The sequence below is a fragment of the Spirillospora sp. NPDC049024 genome, assembly GCF_040649235.1.
GTDB lineage: Bacteria > Actinomycetota > Actinomycetes > Streptosporangiales > Streptosporangiaceae > Spirillospora.
This window is the reverse complement of sequence record NZ_JBEZFD010000006.1, coordinates 273,103-290,236: the sequence shown is the minus strand read 5'-3', so window position 1 is coordinate 290,236 and position 17,134 is coordinate 273,103. Positions and strand designations below refer to the sequence as shown.

Sequence of the window (17,134 nt, the reverse complement as noted above, 5' to 3'; positions counted from 1 at the left end):
GTCAGGGTGTGATGCCCATGGTGGAGACGATCCTTTCCGCCAGCTCCCGGTCGCCCTCGGTGCGGACGGTCACGTCGGCGGCGGTGCAGCGGCCGGCGGCCAGCCGGACGTAGGTCTCCCAGTCCATGGCGAGCCGCGCCGACGGGGACTCCGGAACGTCCGACCACGTGCCGCGGCCGTCGTCGCCGACCGTGACGGCGACCTCGAAGTCGGGCGGCCCGGAGATCGCGAAGACGGCGCTCCGGCCGGGGACGCCCTCCGCGGCGCGGGAGGCGATGCGGGGCAGGGCGCGGCTCAGCAGCTCCCAGAAGCACCGCGCCGCCGGGGCGTCGAGGTTGCCGGGACGGCCGACCGCGCGGCGGATGTCCTGCTCGTGCGTCCAGCAGTCCATGGCGCGGAACTTCATGAACCGCGTGTAGGGGCCCTGCTTGCCGTCCGGGCACATCAGGACGCGGTCGGGGTCCTCGCCGGCCACCTGCACGAGGCGCCGTTCGAGCGCGTCGGCCAGCTCCGCCGCCACCTGCGGGCCGGGGACGGGGCGCCGCGCGTGCACCGCGGCCTCCAGGTAGCGGCCGAAGTCGTTGCGGACGTGGCCGAGCTCCGGCAGCTCGACGGGCTGGGCGGGATCGCCGAGCAGGTCGCGCTCCACCCCGACGAGGTGGGCGAACTGGTCCTTGACCGTCCAGCCGGGACATTCGGTGGGGCGGTCCCAGTCGTCCTCGGCGAGCGTCGCGGCGAGCGCGAGAGAGGAACGGATCGTCTGCTCGTAGGCGGCGCAGTTGGCGCGCATCTCGTCGTTCATGTCGGCCCTCCATCGGCCGCCCGAGCCGCGCGGCCGGGCGTTCGGCGCGTTGCCGACGATAGTGGCACAGGCGGTGTCCTTCCCCGCGTCCGGGTGCGCCACCGGGCGGCGGAACCGGGTATTGCGCGGAGATCATTTATAAGTGATCATGGTCGCGTGGCCACGGCCGACCGGTAACCCAGTTCCTGGGAAAGGACGCCTGTCGTGATTTTCGCTTCAGTGGGGCTGATATTGGTCGGCGTCGTCGGTGTGCTCAACCTGGCGATTCTCCTCACCATGCTCCGGCGGTGGCGGGAACTGGCCGAGACGGGCGGGGTCCCCGCCGCCGGAGCCGCCTCCACCGTCCGGATGATCGATCGGATTCCCGCCTTCTCGGCCCGCGCCCTCGACGGCACCGCCGTGACGGAGCGGACCCTGCTCGGGACCGAGACCCTGGTCGGCTTCTTCTCCCTGACCTGCAAGGCCTGCGCCGACGCCGTGCCCCTCTTCGCCGAGCACGCCGAGCGGCTGCGGGCCACCGGGGGGTCCTCCCTGGCGATCGTCCACGGAGACGGCTCGGCCGGAAGCGACCTGGCCGCGGCGCTGAGCGAGGTGATGGACATCGTGATCGCCGAGGACGCGAAAGCCGAACTGTCACGGCGGTACGGAGCCAAGAATTACCCGACCTACGCCTGGTACGACGCCAACGGAATAGTGACGTCGGCAGGCGCGGGCATCGCCGCCATGCGCACCGAACTGGTCACTTCATAGCGCGCCGGAAAAGCCGCTACCGAATGCCCCGCGGGCCCCGGCCCACCGCGTATCACCCGTTCTCGGCGGTACTCGGCCCGTGCGCGGAAACAGATCCCCCACTCCAAGGAGGAACCATGCTCCAGAGCGTGACCCGGCGCGTCACCCGCGCCATCGAGGTGCTGCTTCCCGCGGCCGACGCCGACGCCGGCTGCCCGCCGGACTCCTGGATGGAGTTCAAGTACATCAACGGCATCTGCTTCGGCCGCACCTGCTCGGTCAGCGGCGACTGCAAGACCCACTGCGGCACCTGGTACAGCTACAGCAGCAACTACTGCTGATGCCCCGCAGGCCGGTATGACACCTGCCTGACGCCGGTGCGGCCGCCCTCGGGCGAGAGCGGCCGCACCGGCCCCGGTGCTCCCCGGCCCCGCCTCGGTCCAGCCCTCGTCCAGGAGCCCCCGTGCTGTTCGTATCGTTCGCCTGCCGCCTCACCCTGATGGCGGTGCTGACGCTGGCGGCGGTGGCCAAGCTCCGCGCACCGGGCGTCTTCGCCGCCTCGCTGGAAGGCCTCGCCTTCGTTCCCGCGCGGCTGCGCCGCCCGCTGGCCGTGCTCGTCCCGGCGGCCGAACTGCTCATCGCGCTGCTGCTGGCCCTGCCCGCCACCGTCACCACCGGGTTCCTCGCCGCCGCGCTGTTCTGCTGCGGCCTGACGGCAGTCCCGGTCCTCGTCGTCGCCCGCGGGCAGAAGGTGGAGTGCGCCTGCTTCGGAGCGGCCAAGGCGCCCATGGACGGCTGGCACATCGCACGCAACGCGGTGCTGCTGGCCGCGGCGTGCGCGGGCTCGTCCGTGGCGATGACCCGCGGCGGCGGCGTCCCCGGCGAGGCGCCGGGGATCGCGCTGGCCGCGGTCTCGGCGGGCCTGCTCACCACCCTCACCGTCTTCGTCGACGACATCGCCGCCCTCTTCCGGTCCCCGGTCGCGGCGGGGAACCGCGGCCGGTGAGGCGCCGGAACCGGAAAGGACATCCGTGGAATTCCTCGTCGCAGGGCTCGTCCTGGTCGCGGTGCTCACCGCGCTGAACCTCGCGCTCACCGCGGCCGCGGTGCGCCGCTGGCGGGCCGGGCCGGCCGCTCCGCCGGGCGCCGGCCACCACGGCCGCTCCGGCGGGGAGCCGGAACTGGGCATCGCGCCCGGCGACCGGATGCCGGAGTTCCGCGCGACCGCCGCCGACGGCGCGACGCTCACCAGGGACGGGCTGGCGGGCCGTCCGGCGCTGATCGCCTTCCTGTCGCTGGACTGCCCCGGCTGCGACGACAGCGTGCCAGGGTTCGCCGAGCACGCGCGCCTGGTCCGGGACGCGGGCGGGCGGGTGCTGGCCACGGTGGTCGGCGCCGACGCGGCCGGCAGCGACCTGGCCGCCCGGCTCGCCGGCGTCGCCGACCACGTGGTGCCCGAGTTCCTCGACGCGCCGCTCGGCGCCGCCTTCGGCGTCCGCCGCTACCCCGGCTTCGCGCACTACGGCCCGGACGGGATCGCCACCGCCGCCAGCGTCGGCCTGCGCGGACTGGACGAGTCCCTGCGGCCCTCGACGCCGTGAGCGGCGGCGACGACGTGACGGGGCCCGGTGTCTCCGTCCTCCGCGGTATGAAGGCGGCCTACGCGCTCGCTTGGCGGGCATGCCCCGGCATGCTGCTCCTCCAGCTCGCCATGGCGGTGACCGGCGGCGCGGCGCCGGTGGCGACCGCCTGGCTGACCAAGGTCGCGCTGGACGAGCTCACCGCCGCGCATCCCCGCATGGGGGCGCTGCTGTGGACGGCGGCCGGCATCGGGGCCGTCGGTGTCGCGACGGCCGCCGCCTCGGCCGTCACCGCCTACGCGCAGGGGCGCGCCCGGCGCGCCATCGGCCTGCTCTCCCAGGACCGCCTGTTCGACGCGGTCAACCGGATGAACGGGTTGTCGCGCCTCGAGGAACCGCGCTTCCACGACCGGCTGCGGCTGGCCCAGCAGTCCGCCGAGCACGCCCCCGACCAGCTGGTGCAGATGGGCCTGTCCACCCTGCGGGGCACCCTCGGCATCACCGGGTTCCTGGGCACCCTCGTGGCGATCAACCCGATCATGGCGGGCGCCGCGCTGGTGGCGGCCGCGCCCGCGCTGCTCGCCCACCTGGCGCTGAGCCGGCGGCGGGCCGGGCTGCTCTGGCACGTGAGCCCCGGTCTGCGGCGCAAGCTCTTCTACCAGATGTTGCTGACCGACCTGCAGGCCGCCAAGGAGGTCCGCCTGTTCGGGCTGGGAGGCTTCCTGCACGGCCGGATGCTCACCGAACTGCGCGCGGCCAACGGTGCCGAGGACCGGCTGGAGCGCAGCGTCGTGCGCGTCCAGGTCCTCCTCGCCGCCCTCGGTGCGCTGCTGGCGGCCGGGGGCCTGCTCTGGGCCGTGCACGCCGCGGCCGTCAGGACGATCAGCATCGGCGACGTGTCGGTCTTCATCGCGTCCCTGGCCGGCGTCCAGTCCGGTCTCCTGGCCCTGGTGGAGGGCATCGCCCAGGGGCACCAGTCGGCCCTGGTCTTCCACCACTACATGACGGTGGTCGGGATCGGCGACGACCTGGCCGAGCCCTCGCGGCCCCGCGAACTCGCCCCGCTGACACGTTCCATCGAGCTGCGCGATGTGTGGTTCCGCTACAGCGAGGACTCCCCGTGGGTGCTGCGCGGGCTGGACCTGACCATCCCGCACGGCACCAGCCTGGCCGTGGTCGGCCTCAACGGCGCCGGCAAGAGCACCCTCGTCAAGCTGCTGTGCCGCTTCTACGATCCGGAGCGCGGCGTCGTGCTGTGGGACGGGGTGGACGTCCGCGACGTCCCCGTGGAGCAGTTGCGGCAGCGGATCGGGGCGGTGTTCCAGGACTACATGGACTACGACCTCACCGCCGCCGAGAACATCGGGCTCGGGGACCTGGAGGCGATCGGCGACCCCGACCGGATCCGGGTCGCCGCCGAGCGCGCCGGCGTCCACGAGACCGTCGAGCGGCTGCCGGCCGGCTACCGGACGATGCTGAGCAGGCTGTTCCACGCGGGGGACGAGGACGGCGACGAGGAGGAGGCCGCGCGGACGAGCGGGGTGCGCCTCTCCGGCGGGCAGTGGCAGCGCTTGGCGCTGGCCCGCGGGCTGATGCGCCAGGGCCGCGACCTCATGATCCTGGACGAGCCCAGCTCCGGTCTCGACGCGGTGGCCGAGCGGCAGGTCCACGACCGGCTGCGGGAGATGCGCGCGGGCGCCACGAGCATCCTGGTCTCGCACCGGCTCAGCGCCGTCCGCCAGGCCGACCGGATCGTCGTCGTGCAGGACGGCCGGATCCTGGAGAGCGGGGACCACGCGTCCCTCATCGCGGCCCCCGGCGGGGTCTACGCCCGGCTCTTCCGCAGCCAGGCGGAGGGCTACCGGGAGGACGTGCCCGCCGTGCAGGAGCGCCCGGCACCGCCCGAGGTGCCGGGAGACGCCGTGCCGCCCGCGGTGACCGCCGGATGAGCCGGGCTCTCGGCCGGGCCGTGCTCCCGGCTCTGGTGGCCGGGGCCGCGGCGCTCACGGCCCGGCTCCTGCTGTCCACCGTCACCGTGCGGGGCGGCAGCATGACCCCGACCCTCCACCCCGGTGACGTGCTGCTGGTGCTGCGCCACCGCCGCCGGGCCCGGCCCGGCCGGATCGTGGTCGTCCAGCGGCCCGACCGGCACGCGGGGTGGCGCGGCCCCGCGGCCCCCTCCGGCGGCGCCGGGTGGTACGTCAAGCGGATCGTCGCGGCGCCCGGGGACCCGGTGCCGGCCTGGGTGGCGGGGGACCTGCCCGGCCGCGTGCCGCCGGGCATGCTCGTGCTGCGCGGAGACCACCCCCGCTCGGAGGACTCCAAGCAGTGGGGCCTGTGCCCGGCGGACCGGATGTACGGGGTGGTCCTGGTGCGGCTGCGCACCGGCGGGAGGGTCGGCTAGCGGCCGGGGTGCCCCGCCGACCCGGCCTGGAGCACCGGCCCGCCGGTGCGTCCGCGAAGGAATCCTCGAGTTCCCCGTGTCAGGCGTTGAGGGCGGCGCCGATGACGGCGGCGTAGGCGGCCTCTCCCTGCGCGTTCGGGTGGAGGGGTGCGGCGGAGTGGACGGGGACGTAGCCCTCGACCCAGCGCGCGGACGCCGACTGGCAGGCGTCATGGCCGGCGCTGGGCGTGACCAGGTCGATGTAGGTGCCGCCGTGGGCGGTCGTCTGCTGGCGGATCACATCGTTCATGGCGTTCACGGAGCCCTGGAGGAAGTTGGCGTCCGTGGGCAGCACCGGCTGGACGGGCCAGCATCCGTTCTTCTTGATGTAGAGGCCGTACCCGGTGACGACGATCCGGGCCTGCGGGGAGCGGGCGCGGATGCCGTCCAGGACGGCGGAGAGCTTCGGGCCGAGGTCGCTGGTGCGCTGGGCCACCTCGTCCTCGAACTTGCCCTTGCACGGGGTGGCGGTGGGGTCGAGGGTGGCGCAGTCCTGGGCGATGCCGACGAGGCCGACGTCGTTGCCGCCGATGGTGAGGGTCACCAGTGCGGTGGACGCGGTGAGCGCGTCGAACTGCGGCGGGACGGTCCCGGTGTCGACGCCGCCGACGCTCGTGCTCTGCGACTGCGTCATGTGGGTGGTCTTGGCGCCGCTGCACGTGACGTCCCGGAGGCTCGCGCCGATCTTGGACGCCAGTTCGTGCGCGTAGTTGTGGGTGGAACGCCCGCAGCCGATCGGACCGGTGATGTCGGGGATGAGCGGGCCGGAGGCCATCGAGTCGCCGAGCGCGACGTACTCCACCGCGGCCGCCGACGCGGGCACGGCCGTCCCGCCGAGGGCCGCCCCCGCCAGAACGAGCGCGCCGGCCGCGCTCCTGACGACCCGGCCCTTGCCGGCCCTGCTCTTGCCGGTTCCGCCTTCGACGACCAGGCCCTTGCCGACCCTGCCTCTGCGGACCACGCCAGTGAACGGACGGCCGTTGAACAGACGCTTCATGAGCTGACTCCCGGCGCCATGGACGATGTCGCCGTGATCGTCCAGAATCTGGACACGCCGTTCAATTGGCGTAAAAACAGACTCTTTCGGGAGCCGTTGTGACGCGGGACAAGACGCCGGCGCTGCGGGTGGCCGGCCGGCCGATGGCGGCCCATCTGCGGGTCCGCGCGCCGCTGCTGACCCGCCGCGTCGTGGCGCGGCTGCTCGCCGAGCTACCGGTCTACGCCGAGCTTCCGCAGGAGGAGGTCGCCGGGGACATCGCCGGGATCGTCCAGCACAGCCTGCGGCAGTTCGCGGACGTCCTGGAGCGGCGGCGCCCCGCCCGCGCCGCCGACTTCGCCCGGCAGCGCGACTCGGCGGCGCTGCGGGCCGAGGAGGGCGTGCCGCTGGACGCGATCCTCGCCGCGTACCAGATCGGCGCGGCCATGGCGTGGGAGGAGCTGACCGCCGGGGCGGAGCCGGCCGACCTGCCCGCCTTCCAGGAGGCGCTCGGCTACTTCCTGGACTTCCAGCGGCTCCTGACCTCGGCCGTCAGCGCCGCCTACCTGGAGGTGCGGCAGATCCTCGACAGCCAGGAGCACGGCGGCCGGCACGCCCTGATGACCGCGCTGCTGGCCGGGGAGACGCAGGGGCACCGACCGGCGCCCCGGTACGCGGTCCTGACGCTGGCGTTCGCCCCGCATCCGGACGAGTCCGGCTCCGGCCAGCGCGCCCGCATCGCCGCCCGCCGCAAGATCCGCCGCGTCCGGACCGCGCTGGACGCCGTCGCCGACGAGCCCGCCCTCACCGCCCTGGACGCGTCCGGCGGGACGGCCCTGCTCCCCTTCTCCGCGGGCTGGGAGGCGCTCGACGACCTGGTCTCGGGCGCGGCGAAGGCGGCCGACATCGACGTGACGGCCGCGGCGGAGATCACCGGTCCGGCCGGCGTCCCGGCCGCCGTCGCCCAGACCGCAGAGATCATGGACCTGGTCCGCCGCGCGGGCCGCCCGCCCGGCCTGTACCGGCTCGCCGACGTGCTGCTGGACTACCAGCTGAGCCGGCCGAGCGGCGCGCTCGCCGCGCTCGCCGCCCTGCTGGCGCCCCTGGAGCGCAGGCCCGACCTGCTGAGCACGCTGGAGCGCTATCTGGCGTTCGATCTGGACCGCAGGGCGACCGGGGCGGCCCTGCACGTCCATCCGAACACGGTCGCCTACCGCGTCCGCCGCATCAGCGTCCTCACCGGCCTGGACCCCGCCCGCCCCGGCGACCTGCAACTGCTGAACGCCGCCCTGGTGGCCCGCCGCTCGCTGGGCGAGCCGCCTCGGCGGCGATGATCCTGAACTGTGATCCCCTGATCACGAAAACGCGCGCCGGGCACGCCCGTGGAGCCGGGGGGGTGCGTCAGGCGTGCTCGGTGCGGAGGTGGTGCTTGAGCGTCGAAAGCTCGAGGTGCGGCTCGTGGCAGCGGTCGCACGCCCAGATGCCGCTGGGCACGGTAATGCCGCGCGCACGCGCGTCCTCGCGTGCGCACAGCAGGTTGTATGACTGGACGAGGCGCCGCCACGTCCGCCGGACCGCCGTTGACATTCCCGCTCCCCCTCCGAGCCGGTTCGTACTCTTTGGCTCAGCATAGGGTAACGGGAATGTCAAGGCGAAACGCCGGACATCACTGCCCGATCTTCACGCCCGGTTCGCCCTGCCGGTACTCCAGGGGCCGGACCGCCCGGCCGCCGGGCAGGTTGGCGCCTCTGCGGATCTTGCCGGTGGGCAGGATCGTCCGCCCGTAGCTGTTCTCGAACATCAGCGAGGCGGCTCCGTACAGCGCGATCACCGCGGCCGCGACGAACAGCCAGCCGCCGACGTCCAGCGGCCATGTCGAGCCCGCCCAGAACCCGGCGGAGGTGAACCCTGCGGCGACTCCCATGCAGGCCCACACCAGGGCGATCACGAGGTTCTCGCCCAGCGCGGCGAACGCGCCCAGGCCGCTGATCACCGCGAGCGGTACGAACCAGATCGCGAAGCCCTCGTAGGTGGAACCGAGGACCGGCGCCAGCGCCACCGGCGCCGCGCCGATGCTGACCAGCAGGAACAGCAGGCTCCAGCCGATGAACAGGGCGCCCCACATCCCGTGCATCGCCGTGGCGATGCCGTCGCGCGCGCGGTAGCCCCACAGGCCGGCCAGCAGCTGCGCGATGCCGCCGAAGGTCAGCACCAGCGGCCACAGGACGAGCGGGGTTCCGGCGTTGCCGTACCAGCCGGCCTGCCAGGCGCCCACCATCATGGCCGCGGTGGCGAGCCCGAACAGGCCGAGGATCGACGGGGCCGCGATGGGCTGCAGGAAGACGCGGGTGCGGTCCTCCCAGAGCGCGTGCTCGCCGGGCTGGTCGGCGCCCCTGCCGGGCGCCATCGCCGCGCCGCGCGACGGTGCGGCCGCGCCGTATCCCGGTTCGGCCGCGCCGTACCCCGGCGTGGCCGCGCCCTCCGCGGGCATCGCCGATCCGGTGTGCTCGCCGGGCGTCGGCGCGGATTGATGCTCTCTACGCCTTGCCATGAGATCCCCCTCTGAATCGGAGAGCTGTAAACCCCTCCTAACCGTGTTCTAGCAGGTCAAACGGCATATGACCGTTTCCTGAAGAGGTTCGTATTTGTCCGGATGATCCTTTGCCGCCCGGTGACGCGGGCATGGTCGTCCGGTGATCCAGGGGCCCCGGACGGCTCAGGCGGCGGCGCCTCGGCGGGGCGGGGGCACGACGGTCCGGCGGCTCAGCGGCGCGGCGGGCAGTGGATCTCCAGGCCCGGGGAGGCGTTCCACCCGATCAGGCTGAAGAGCCGCTCGATGTGCGGGGGGACCCCGTGCAGGACGAGCAGGCCGCCGCGGTCGTGCAGGGACCCCGCGGCCTCGGTGAAGGCGCGCAGGCCGGCCACGTCCATGAACTCCACGCCCGCCAGGTCGGCGTGGACGTCGCCGGGCACGCGGTCCTGGACGGCGCGCAGGGCGCGCGTGACGGCGGCGGTGTTGGAGACGTCGACCTCGCCCGTGATCAGCACCCGGGGCAGGCCCGACGCGGCCGTGATGCGCAGCAGCGCGGACTCGTGCTCGACGATGTCGTAGCGGGGGCCCTCCCGCGCACCGGGATCCGGGCCGCCCTCGCCGCCGGTGATCCGCCAGACCGTCATCCGCTCCTCACCCTCAACGGGGCGCCGCCGCTACCGTGCGCGGCCCCGTATATGCAAGGCTCTCACCTGTCGGGACCATCTGGCCCCCACCAGAGCGGAAAACCACGATCGGAAGCCATTTCATGGACGAGAAGGCGATCCTGGAACGTATCAACGACTTCATCGAGGAGGAGCACGCCCTTCGCCAGTCCCACGAGCGGGCCGAGACCTCCAACGCCGAGGCCCAGGGACGGCTACGCGAGCTGGAGGTCGCCCTCGACCAGTGCTGGGACCTGCTGCGGCAGCGGCGCGCCCGACTCGCGGCGGGACAGAACCCGGAGGACGCCGCGGTCCGTCCCGCCGGCGAGGTGGAGGGCTACCAGCAGTAGCCCGAGACTCCAAGAGAAACGGCCCGTATTCGCAGGTCAGCGGCCCGCGTGGCCCTAGGTCCAGTTTTCGCGTCAACATCCTGTCATCACGTCGCATTCTCGCAGGTCAGCGCGTTGCGCTAATGCGCCGCAGTGCTGACGCCAAGGTCACCGGAGGAGAACGCGTCATCGATGGCGTTACGCGTCCGGTCATCCTCGGCCGGGTACAGATGCCCGTAGATATCAGCGGTCACCTTGATGGAGGCGTGCCCCATCCGGTCGCGAATCACCATCAGGTGAGTGCCTGCTGCGATCAGGAGTGATGCATAGGTATGGCGCAGCACGTGGAAGCACACCGACGACGCCAGCCCCGCCGCGTTCCGCGCCCGGACGAACGGCCGGCGCACGTTGTCAGCGTTCGCCGGAGTCCCATCGTTGCGGGTGAACACCAGCGCCGTCCGGTGCACCGTCCTGCCGTCGCAGTCCCCCACATCCTGAACAACGGGCGGGAACGCCTCACGGTGCGCTCGGAGCGCGTCAGCGACCATCACCGGCATGGGCACTACCCGCCGGGATCGACGGGTCTTGACCGGCGCCAGGAGCCGCCCAGTCGTCATCTGACGATCTACGGTGATGGTCCCGGCGTCCAGGTCGATCCGGTCCCAGGACAGCCCCACCACTTCGGAGATGCGCAGGCCCGTACCGGCCGCCAGCAGTACCGCAGCACGCCAGGGTTCGGGCATCTTGGCCGCTAGCGCGCATACCTGCTCCGCAGTGAGGATCTCTACCGTGCGGTCGGGGATCTCGGGGAGGACGATGCCGACACACGGAGAGGCGGGGATCTTGTTGTCTAGGTTCTGCGCAGCGCCGAACAGCGCAACCAGGGTCTTGTAGACGGCCCGCACTGTGCTGGGAGCCAAGTCCAGCCCGTTGACGAACTTCTGTACGTCGTCACGCGTGACGGCCCTGAGCTGACGACCCCCCAGCGCCGGAACGATGTACAGCCGCACGTACTTCTCATAGTTCCGGTAGGTGTTAGCGCGCTTCGCCCGCGCCACATCCAGCCATTGATCAGCGTACGCGGACACCGAGATGCGGCCCGCTTTCGGATCGATCGTAAAACCTTCGTCACGCTGCCGCCGAACCTTGTTACGAAAGCGCTCCGCCGCCTTGAGCGTCGCGAAAGTTTCGCTGGTCTGCTTTCCGTTGGCGTCCCGGTATGGCACCTTGAAGGAGTAGACGTCTTTACCTGCCGACTTGGAGGCCCGAGCGTTCCGCACCTTGCGGATACCGTCCCGCATTTCGCCGTCTCGCCATTCGCGACCCATGGCCACCTGACCTTTCGTTGACCGATGCCACAATTCTATTCTTGTTGACGTGCGGAAAGCCGCGCCACCAGGACCACTTTCGGCCTTTTCTTTTCGCGAATTAAGCTTGACGGCCAAGTGGCGGCACTCCCACCATTCCGTCCCCCGACCACCCGCCCCAATAAATGAGCCGCGTTCGCGGCGCTGAATTCATTCATGCGGCTCGGCCGGCGTCGGCCTGGGCGCTATGTCGCAAGTCGCCCAGGCCGATCGGCTATCTCATCTGCTCTCAGCCACTCCGCTGCCTGCGCACCATCGGCAGTCTTCGCGCCGAGGCTCAGTACACCCAGCGGGGTCGAGGGCCCGTAGCGTCAGGGACCGTGCGGGGCTGACCAGTTTCCAGCCGCGCCCGCCACAGGAAGGGCAGGGGCTATCGTCGTTCACCTCCTCCATCCGCTCCCCTCTCGCCTACTTCTCGACGCTCACGCCACGGAGCGCAGCCCGGACCTCGGCAGGGTCGAAGCGGACTTGTTGCCCGATCTTGTAGTACGGGAACAGGTCGCGGTAATTGTCGTACACCCAGGATTTTGGTTTGCGGAGGAAGTGCGCGAGTTCTGCGATCGTCCACAGCGCTTCGTCCGATTTCATGACGCCTCCGAATCGCCCGGCTCCGCCGTTTGGTCGGAAGTGGAATCGGACTCTCTTTCTACGCGTTCGGTGGCGATTCTTCGTGCGGTTTGGGCACGCTGGCCGATGTGCTCTGCAAGGAGTTGCTCGGCTTCGCTGTAGCCCTGCCCGGCGAATCGCCAGTGGCCGAGCACTTCCGTGGTTTCGGGCGAGGGGAGCCCTTGCCGTTCACGTGCATCGGCGGCCCGGTGATTGGCGCGCGTCTGGCGGAGCGCCCCGAGAGTGGTGGAGTACCGGCGGGATTTGGTGGCGAAGTGGCCCCGGAATCTGAGCATGTGCGCCCAGGGCCGCAACCGCAGGTCCGCCAGTTCGGGAAGCCCGCCCAGGTCCCAGCACGTACGGATCATCCGGCGGGCGTGGTCGGAGACCGGGAGCCGGTCCAGGTCCACCCCGAAGGCAGTACCGAGGCCGCCGCACCGCTTGCACACCCCGACGCCGCCGTAACCGTCCACCCGCCCGGCACCCTTGCAGCGGGCGCAGGTGAGCCGCCGGTCGATCGTCCCCGACACCTCCGCGCCCTTGGTGGAGTACTTGGCGATGTAGCCCGCCACCGCCTGATCCGACAGGCCGCCGCCGTCCCCGGACACCAGGATGGGCCGAACGTCGATCTGCGCGCCCCACCGCAGGATCCGGTCGCCGCGCTCAGGATCCAGCGACCGCACCTGGACCCGTCCGGCCGCTTGCGGAACCGCGTTGGCGAGCAGCTCCGCCGTGGCCCAGCGCGGCGGGGGATCGTCGTAGCCGCCCGGACCGTCGAGCCGGATCACCGCGTGGAAGTGCACCAGGCCGCGCCGCTGGTACTCGGCGACCTTGGCGAACGACACCCGCACCTGCGCCTCGAACCGCCGCCGCGACATGTCGGCCCGCCGCGCCATCTGCCGCCGCAGCTCCAGCGAGAACCGGTGCCACAACTGTCCGGCGTGCGCTTGCCACAGCACCGCCCCGACGTAGTCGTAGCAGTCACCGCACAGCGGTTGCCCCACCGCCGGATCGTCGGTCATGTGCGGCACCCCGCAGCCGTCCGGCACCCCGTGCTCGCATCGCACCGGGCGGCGGCGGGGATGGCACGCCACCGGCTTGCCGTTCCGCTCCCGCAGGGTGTGCACGGCCCCGAACGAGGGCGCGGTCAGGGTGGCGAACACGCGCGGGTGATCCCGCACCGTCTCCGCCAGACCCTTGCCGCCCGCCAGGCCCGCCCGGATCAGGTGGAACACGTCCCGCCGGTAGGTCTCCGAGCAGGCCGGGCACACCGACGCCCGCCGGTTCCCGCACGCCACCAGCAGATACCCCGTCGCCTCGTCCGCCGTCCGGTAGACGTGCAGTACCTCCCCCGTGCTCTGGTCGATCACCGCCGACTCGCCCACCAGCCGAACCGGCGCGCTGCAACCGCCCGTCCCGGCGACCTGCTGAGTCCACCGCTCATACCCCGGTGCCGACACCACCTCCGCCACCGCCCGCAGCCACGCGGGCGCACCCTCCGGCAACCCCCGCGATCCCGGATCCGAGTCCGGGTCGTCCGCACCTTCTTTCTTCTTTCGCGCGCCGTCGTGTGCTCCCTGCTCCGTCACGACACCACCTCTGCACGATCCACGAGACGTAGGCCGACATGTGCTACATCTTGCGCCATGCGTGACACGTTACACGAGACGTGCTACATCTTGTATGTACGAAGTGAGCCCGACAGCCGACTTTCGAAGGGGCGGCATTGATGACCAGCCACAACAAGGCCGGAGACACCCGGACCGAGGACAAGAGCGCCGCACGCTGGCGTCAGATCACCGAGTTCATGCGCAACGATCTGGCCGACGGCTACTACCAGCCAGGGCAGGCCCTCCCCGGCGAGACCCAGCTCGCCGAGTTCTACAACACCTCACGCCCCACCGTCCGCAAGGCCATCGCGCAACTGGCAGCCGAAGGACTCCTGACCGTCTCCCACGGACGCGGCACCTTCGTACGACCCCGCCCCGACCGCCGACTCATCACCACCGAGCACGGCGGCGGTCCACGCGCCGACCTGCTCAGCCCCGCCTACGACCTGCACGCCGCCGGATGGGAACCAGTCACCGTCCCCAGCGACGCCGAGCGCGAAGGGATCGAGCATTTGGCGCCTCTCCCCAACCCGTGCGGCATCGAGACAGCCGAGATCTTGGGCGTGCGCCCCGGACACACCGTCATCTACCGCTTCGCCTACTGGCAGCACAGCAAGACCCGCGCCCGCATCCACCTCGAATCCAACACACCCGCCGAACTCCTCGGCACCGTCGAAGGCCAGGGCCTCGACCGGCATTTCACCGCCGACACCGAGGCAGCCGACTACTACGCCCACCTTGCCGCCAAGCACGGCCCCCTCAACTGGACCACCACCGTCCATGCCGAGATGCCGACCGGCGACATGATCGAAGACCTTCGCATGGAGCCCACCGGAACACCCGTGCTGGTCATCCGTCGCGTTATGCTCAGCCACGACGGCCGCCCCCTGGAGTACACCCAGCTCTACGCCCCCGGCGACCGATTCGAGGCAGCCAGCAGCCACGACCACGGCAGCGACAACGCAGCAGCCGACTATGCGGTTCTGCGCCTCTGACCAAGGATGCGTGATCTTGGTGGGCTCATAGTTTCTTTACTAGTTCAAGGGCCCGCGCAAGCGCGGGCCGAGCGCGTGGCCGGGCCCGCCCACCGCAGGCCAGGGGCCGATGGACGGCCGCACGCGCTTTGCGCGTGCGGCGCTGGGGCGCCGTTCGCAGCGCGGCGGCCGCCCACAGCCCCCGGCAACGCCGTGGACGGCCCGCACCCACCGCACCGCGCAGAGCAAGCCACAAACCCAGAACCCGCCCAGGCAGCGCACGCTATTTCCAGCCCATCCCGCCCTTTCGCCGCCGCCGCAGCTTGCCCGCCGGAGCGGGCTTACTCAACGCCCCCGTGATGTGGTACGCGTCGCACTGCTCGCACTGCTGGACCTGCGTCGGAAGCCGCGACCCCGCCCGCGCGTTCCCGCTCTCCCGGTAGCGCCGCATATCCGCTTCCGCCTCCTCGTAGGTGGCGAAGGGCTTCTTGCGGCACGCCCCCGACCGGTCCACCCGCCGCCCGCTGGCACTCCGCCCGTCCCAACTCTGCGCACGCTTACGCCGACCCATGGCACTCTCGCCTTTCCTTGATGAACACGTACCGAACCCGCACCGGCACCAGCCCGACCCAGCAAGGCCGGAACCGGGCAGCGGCCCCTACGCCGACGACGCCTTAGGCGGAATCTGCCCAGGGACGGGGCAGCGCCGGCCGAACTCCCTTAGCGGTCGCCCCTACGGGGTGGCCTACGGCCATATCCGCCGGCCCTGCCCCTCAGCCATCCCCACCAGGGGCCGCGGCCCTTCACCCAGCGGCCCGCCTACACCTCGTCGCGCGCCACCCGCAGTACCTCACTACGACCGAGCCCCAGCAGATGACGTGCCACCATCAGCCCTTCCTTCCCGTAGACCAGGTGCACCAGCGCGTCATCCACCACATCAAGCGCCGACCCCTCCCGCCGCTCCAGCAGTTCCCGGTCCCGGATCTGCTCGGTACGAGCCGTCACCGCCCCCACGATCGCCCACACCACATCCAGCGCATCGACGGTGGTCTCCAGCGCCCGGCCCGCCCCCTCCAGCGAAAGACCGTCCGCGCCGCGCTTGAGCACCGCCCATGCCACTTCGGCGTGCCGGTACAGCGCCTCCAGCGCCTCATCCACCGTCAACGACTCCGAGCCGCTCATCCCGCATCCCCATCTACGCCCGACGACTCCCCGGCCGCCGTCCTCAGCCGAGCCCGGACGGTGTTGTCCGCCACCCCCAGCTCCGCCGCCAGCCGGGCCACTGACTCACCCGCTTCCCGACGCCTGCGCAACTCCACCAGCGGGATCGCCAGCGTCACCAGGTTCCGCCCCTGCCGCCCGCCCACCGGCCGCATCGTGGTCCCGGCCTCCAGCAGCCGGATCTTCACCGTCCCGACCGCCACCCCCAACTCGGCCGCCAGGTCATACAGGGACTCGCCCTCTTCGTATCGCCGCCGCAGCACCTCTGGGGGCAGCGGCAGTTCCATCCGCCCGCCCGGCTCCTCACGCGACCGCAGCACCGCCCCCGCCTCGGCCAGCCGCACCTTCACCGAGTTGGCCGACACCCCCAGCGCCCTGGCCAGCCCGCTCAGCGATTCACCCGCCTCGTACCAGCCCCGCAACTCCTCCAGCGAGATCGGGAACTCATCCCACATCGGCGCTCCCGGAGGCCGCCGATTGATCCGCTCATGACGCATCCAGCGGTACACCTGACGCGGCGTCAGTCCCATGCCCGCCGCGATCGACGGCACCGACCATCCAGCCGCGTACTTGTCCCGCAGTACCTCCACCGACACCACAAGGCTTGCCTTGCGGTTCATGTGCTCGCTCACCAGGGGGTTCCATCTCGTTGAAGGTGACAACGGCAGGCGCAGGCGGAGGCACTTCCACACCCCGCATGGCCAGGACGAGCCGGGCGTGCCGGACACGCGCGCACGCCGTGCGCCACTCTCCGCACGGGAGTACGTCCGAGGACAGCCACGGCTCGTAAACGCGCACCACCGCGCGTTGATACAGCAGATCGGCGGCGATCTGTTCCGAGGAACTCACGACGCCGCCCACTCGGCGAACACGGTCTTGCCGCCTTTCTCGTCGAAGCGAACACCCCAGCGAGTGACGCACTCGGCGACAGCCCGTAGACCCCAGCCACCCTCACCGAGGGTCTCGGCCTCCCGAAGGACCGGAAGGGTTATGTCCCCGTCCCAGACCTCCACGACATACGCGCCACCGGACGCGTAGGCGTTCACCGTGACCAGCTCCGTCTTTGCGTGACGCACGGCGTTGGTGACCAGTTCGGTCGCGATCAACCGGGCCGAGTACTCATCGACCGGCCACCCCTCGGCGGCGATCTTCCCGACGTAATCGCGAGCGGCCTTGACACTGGCCGGTTCAGCCTTCAGATAGATCATCTAGCTTTCACCTCCCGAGCATCTGCTGAGCCGACGCATCACCGACTACGCAGGCCGCCCATCGCGACCACCGCTCAGCGCGCTTGAGCCGTCA

At 71.5% G+C, this 17,134-nt stretch carries 21 protein-coding genes; 9 read left to right on the top strand and 12 right to left on the bottom strand.

What is annotated here, in order from left to right; genetic code table 11:
- Nucleotide 1: 1 nt before the first annotated feature.
- The gene (locus tag AB0C21_RS13890; protein ID WP_500204352.1) at nucleotides 2-802 is read right to left on the bottom strand and encodes a maleylpyruvate isomerase family mycothiol-dependent enzyme; all 801 of its coding nucleotides are present in this window, start codon (nucleotides 800-802) and stop codon (nucleotides 2-4) included.
- A 204-nt stretch (nucleotides 803-1,006) separates the two neighbouring features.
- Here AB0C21_RS13890 and AB0C21_RS13885 point away from each other — a divergent pair, with 204 nt between their 5' ends.
- The 6 genes from AB0C21_RS13885 to AB0C21_RS13860 all read left to right on the top strand — a co-directional run bounded on the left by AB0C21_RS13885 (nucleotide 1,007) and on the right by AB0C21_RS13860 (nucleotide 5,515).
- Nucleotides 1,007-1,552, top strand: coding sequence for a redoxin domain-containing protein (locus AB0C21_RS13885; RefSeq protein ID WP_500204351.1), 546 nt, complete (start codon nucleotides 1,007-1,009; stop codon nucleotides 1,550-1,552).
- A gap of 116 nt (nucleotides 1,553-1,668) precedes the next feature.
- Nucleotides 1,669-1,872 carry a hypothetical protein gene (locus AB0C21_RS13880; protein ID WP_500204350.1) on the top strand — a complete coding sequence of 68 codons (204 nt, stop codon included), beginning with the start codon at nucleotides 1,669-1,671 and terminating at the stop codon, nucleotides 1,870-1,872.
- A gap of 122 nt (nucleotides 1,873-1,994) precedes the next feature.
- On the top strand, nucleotides 1,995-2,537 hold the full coding sequence (locus AB0C21_RS13875) for a MauE/DoxX family redox-associated membrane protein (RefSeq protein ID WP_500204349.1): 543 nt from the start codon (nucleotides 1,995-1,997) through the stop codon (nucleotides 2,535-2,537).
- Nucleotides 2,538-2,562: 25 nt separating this feature from the next.
- Complete coding sequence (locus AB0C21_RS13870) at nucleotides 2,563-3,132, top strand: redoxin family protein (protein WP_500204348.1); 570 nt, start codon at nucleotides 2,563-2,565, stop codon at nucleotides 3,130-3,132.
- Nucleotides 3,129-5,060 (top strand): ABC transporter ATP-binding protein, encoded by a 1,932-nt coding sequence (locus AB0C21_RS13865; protein WP_500204347.1) that lies wholly within the window; start codon nucleotides 3,129-3,131, stop codon nucleotides 5,058-5,060. The genes AB0C21_RS13870 and AB0C21_RS13865 overlap by 4 nt, the downstream gene beginning before the upstream one ends.
- Nucleotides 5,057-5,515 (top strand): S26 family signal peptidase, encoded by a 459-nt coding sequence (locus AB0C21_RS13860; RefSeq protein ID WP_500204346.1) that lies wholly within the window; start codon nucleotides 5,057-5,059, stop codon nucleotides 5,513-5,515. The genes AB0C21_RS13865 and AB0C21_RS13860 overlap by 4 nt, the downstream gene beginning before the upstream one ends.
- Nucleotides 5,516-5,594: 79 nt before the next feature.
- On the opposite strand, the gene AB0C21_RS13855 is transcribed toward AB0C21_RS13860, so the two are convergent.
- Nucleotides 5,595-6,551, bottom strand: coding sequence for an SGNH/GDSL hydrolase family protein (locus tag AB0C21_RS13855; protein WP_500204345.1), 957 nt, complete (start codon nucleotides 6,549-6,551; stop codon nucleotides 5,595-5,597).
- Between the two features lie 98 nt (nucleotides 6,552-6,649).
- On the opposite strand from AB0C21_RS13855, the gene AB0C21_RS13850 reads away from it, so the two are divergent.
- Nucleotides 6,650-7,864: a PucR family transcriptional regulator gene (locus AB0C21_RS13850; protein ID WP_500204344.1), complete on the top strand. Its 1,215-nt coding sequence runs from the start codon at nucleotides 6,650-6,652 to the stop codon at nucleotides 7,862-7,864.
- Nucleotides 7,865-7,931: 67 nt separating this feature from the next.
- Here AB0C21_RS13850 and AB0C21_RS13845 read toward each other — a convergent pair whose 3' ends face one another.
- The 3 genes from AB0C21_RS13845 to AB0C21_RS13835 form a co-directional block, all read right to left on the bottom strand.
- Nucleotides 7,932-8,117, bottom strand: a complete 186-nt coding sequence (locus tag AB0C21_RS13845; protein WP_149262494.1) for a hypothetical protein — start codon at nucleotides 8,115-8,117, stop codon at nucleotides 7,932-7,934.
- Nucleotides 8,118-8,196: 79 nt separating this feature from the next.
- The gene (locus tag AB0C21_RS13840; protein WP_500204343.1) at nucleotides 8,197-9,081 is read right to left on the bottom strand and encodes an acetate uptake transporter family protein; all 885 of its coding nucleotides are present in this window, start codon (nucleotides 9,079-9,081) and stop codon (nucleotides 8,197-8,199) included.
- Between the two features lie 212 nt (nucleotides 9,082-9,293).
- Nucleotides 9,294-9,707 (bottom strand): STAS domain-containing protein, encoded by a 414-nt coding sequence (locus AB0C21_RS13835; RefSeq protein WP_500204342.1) that lies wholly within the window; start codon nucleotides 9,705-9,707, stop codon nucleotides 9,294-9,296.
- A gap of 122 nt (nucleotides 9,708-9,829) precedes the next feature.
- On the opposite strand from AB0C21_RS13835, the gene AB0C21_RS13830 reads away from it, so the two are divergent.
- The gene (locus AB0C21_RS13830; protein WP_500204341.1) at nucleotides 9,830-10,075 is read left to right on the top strand and encodes a DUF2630 family protein; all 246 of its coding nucleotides are present in this window, start codon (nucleotides 9,830-9,832) and stop codon (nucleotides 10,073-10,075) included.
- 119 nt (nucleotides 10,076-10,194) lie between these two features.
- On the opposite strand, the gene AB0C21_RS13825 is transcribed toward AB0C21_RS13830, so the two are convergent.
- From AB0C21_RS13825 to AB0C21_RS13815, 3 genes are all read right to left on the bottom strand, one after another.
- A complete protein-coding gene (locus AB0C21_RS13825) occupies nucleotides 10,195-11,382 on the bottom strand; it encodes a tyrosine-type recombinase/integrase (RefSeq protein WP_500204340.1) in 1,188 nt (395 codons plus the stop codon).
- Nucleotides 11,383-11,829: 447 nt separating this feature from the next.
- Nucleotides 11,830-12,009, bottom strand: a complete 180-nt coding sequence (locus AB0C21_RS13820; protein ID WP_500204339.1) for a helix-turn-helix domain-containing protein — start codon at nucleotides 12,007-12,009, stop codon at nucleotides 11,830-11,832.
- Nucleotides 12,006-13,532 carry a replication initiator gene (locus AB0C21_RS13815; RefSeq protein WP_500204338.1) on the bottom strand — a complete coding sequence of 509 codons (1,527 nt, stop codon included), beginning with the start codon at nucleotides 13,530-13,532 and terminating at the stop codon, nucleotides 12,006-12,008. The genes AB0C21_RS13820 and AB0C21_RS13815 overlap by 4 nt, the downstream gene beginning before the upstream one ends.
- 224 nt (nucleotides 13,533-13,756) lie before the next feature.
- On the opposite strand from AB0C21_RS13815, the gene AB0C21_RS13810 reads away from it, so the two are divergent.
- A complete protein-coding gene (locus tag AB0C21_RS13810; RefSeq protein ID WP_500204337.1) occupies nucleotides 13,757-14,632 on the top strand; it encodes a GntR family transcriptional regulator in 876 nt (291 codons plus the stop codon).
- Nucleotides 14,633-14,894: 262 nt separating this feature from the next.
- Here AB0C21_RS13810 and AB0C21_RS13805 read toward each other — a convergent pair whose 3' ends face one another.
- From AB0C21_RS13805 to AB0C21_RS13790, 4 genes are all read right to left on the bottom strand, one after another.
- A complete protein-coding gene (locus AB0C21_RS13805; RefSeq protein WP_500204336.1) occupies nucleotides 14,895-15,182 on the bottom strand; it encodes a hypothetical protein in 288 nt (95 codons plus the stop codon).
- Between the two features lie 248 nt (nucleotides 15,183-15,430).
- On the bottom strand, nucleotides 15,431-15,793 hold the full coding sequence (locus AB0C21_RS13800) for a hypothetical protein (RefSeq protein WP_500204335.1): 363 nt from the start codon (nucleotides 15,791-15,793) through the stop codon (nucleotides 15,431-15,433).
- Nucleotides 15,790-16,464: a helix-turn-helix domain-containing protein gene (locus AB0C21_RS13795; protein WP_500204334.1), complete on the bottom strand. Its 675-nt coding sequence runs from the start codon at nucleotides 16,462-16,464 to the stop codon at nucleotides 15,790-15,792. The genes AB0C21_RS13800 and AB0C21_RS13795 overlap by 4 nt, the downstream gene beginning before the upstream one ends.
- A 213-nt stretch (nucleotides 16,465-16,677) precedes the next feature.
- Entirely contained in the window at nucleotides 16,678-17,040 is a 363-nt protein-coding gene (locus AB0C21_RS13790) for an ATP-binding protein (protein WP_500204333.1), read from the bottom strand.
- Between the last annotated feature and the right edge of the window lie 94 nt (nucleotides 17,041-17,134).

Excerpts from the sequence above, each read along its gene's own strand:
- AB0C21_RS13890 (WP_500204352.1), bottom strand. The coding sequence starts at position 802 with ATGAACGACGAGATGCGCGCCAACTGCGCCGCCTACGAGCAGACGATC.
- AB0C21_RS13880 (WP_500204350.1), top strand. The coding sequence starts at position 1,669 with ATGCTCCAGAGCGTGACCCGGCGCGTCACCCGCGCCATCGAGGTGCTG.
- AB0C21_RS13860 (WP_500204346.1), top strand. The coding sequence starts at position 5,057 with ATGAGCCGGGCTCTCGGCCGGGCCGTGCTCCCGGCTCTGGTGGCCGGG.
- AB0C21_RS13855 (WP_500204345.1), bottom strand. The coding sequence starts at position 6,551 with ATGAAGCGTCTGTTCAACGGCCGTCCGTTCACTGGCGTGGTCCGCAGA.
- AB0C21_RS13845 (WP_149262494.1), bottom strand. The coding sequence starts at position 8,117 with ATGTCAACGGCGGTCCGGCGGACGTGGCGGCGCCTCGTCCAGTCATAC.
- AB0C21_RS13840 (WP_500204343.1), bottom strand. The coding sequence starts at position 9,081 with ATGGCAAGGCGTAGAGAGCATCAATCCGCGCCGACGCCCGGCGAGCAC.
- AB0C21_RS13835 (WP_500204342.1), bottom strand. The coding sequence starts at position 9,707 with ATGACGGTCTGGCGGATCACCGGCGGCGAGGGCGGCCCGGATCCCGGT.
- AB0C21_RS13830 (WP_500204341.1), top strand. The coding sequence starts at position 9,830 with ATGGACGAGAAGGCGATCCTGGAACGTATCAACGACTTCATCGAGGAG.
- AB0C21_RS13825 (WP_500204340.1), bottom strand. The coding sequence starts at position 11,382 with ATGGGTCGCGAATGGCGAGACGGCGAAATGCGGGACGGTATCCGCAAG.
- AB0C21_RS13820 (WP_500204339.1), bottom strand. The coding sequence starts at position 12,009 with ATGAAATCGGACGAAGCGCTGTGGACGATCGCAGAACTCGCGCACTTC.
- AB0C21_RS13810 (WP_500204337.1), top strand. The coding sequence starts at position 13,757 with ATGACCAGCCACAACAAGGCCGGAGACACCCGGACCGAGGACAAGAGC.
- AB0C21_RS13805 (WP_500204336.1), bottom strand. The coding sequence starts at position 15,182 with ATGGGTCGGCGTAAGCGTGCGCAGAGTTGGGACGGGCGGAGTGCCAGC.
- AB0C21_RS13800 (WP_500204335.1), bottom strand. The coding sequence starts at position 15,793 with ATGAGCGGCTCGGAGTCGTTGACGGTGGATGAGGCGCTGGAGGCGCTG.
- AB0C21_RS13790 (WP_500204333.1), bottom strand. The coding sequence starts at position 17,040 with ATGATCTATCTGAAGGCTGAACCGGCCAGTGTCAAGGCCGCTCGCGAT.